We start from the raw sequence: 357 nt of genomic DNA, 5'->3' as shown, positions 1-357 counted from the left end.
GAACCAACATGAGCAATGGCTGATGCAGCTCGCCTTCGAGATGGGTCAGTTGACGCGAATCAACGAAGTCCGGCACATCATCCAGAGCCTGAGAGAGCAGTACGCTGGTGATGTGGACTCGATTCACGTGAGTGAGGGGTTTTCGGAGATTGAGGCTCGAATCTTTGAACTTGTACAGGGAGAAACTGAAGATGTCTGAGTTGACGGATAGTGTAGTCGAGGGCTCGATGCAGGAAGTCACGTGGATCGAGATTGCGGATCGCGGTCTGCTGTACCGTATCAAAAACGAGATCATGCACCCGCTTGGGCTTGCCGTGTTCTACGATCCGGCGACTGGTGTATCGGAGGGCGCATTCG

General features: G+C 53.8%; 2 protein-coding genes. Both read left to right on the top strand.

Annotated features, from left to right (window positions below; translation table 11 throughout):
* Positions 1-199, top strand: a 199-nt coding sequence (locus tag AC1RPG_RS08450) for a hypothetical protein (RefSeq protein ID WP_481762541.1), incomplete at its 5' end; no start/stop codon positions are given.
* Positions 192-357 (top strand): DUF7415 domain-containing protein (locus AC1RPG_RS08445; RefSeq protein WP_481762542.1); only part of this gene is annotated, 166 nt, incomplete at its 3' end. The genes AC1RPG_RS08450 and AC1RPG_RS08445, both read left to right, overlap by 8 nt.

Source organism: Dellaglioa sp. CoH-57-MRSF-18 (assembly GCF_056781995.1).
The sequence above is the reverse complement of the archived record's forward strand: the minus strand, read 5'-3'. Positions and strand labels throughout refer to the sequence as shown.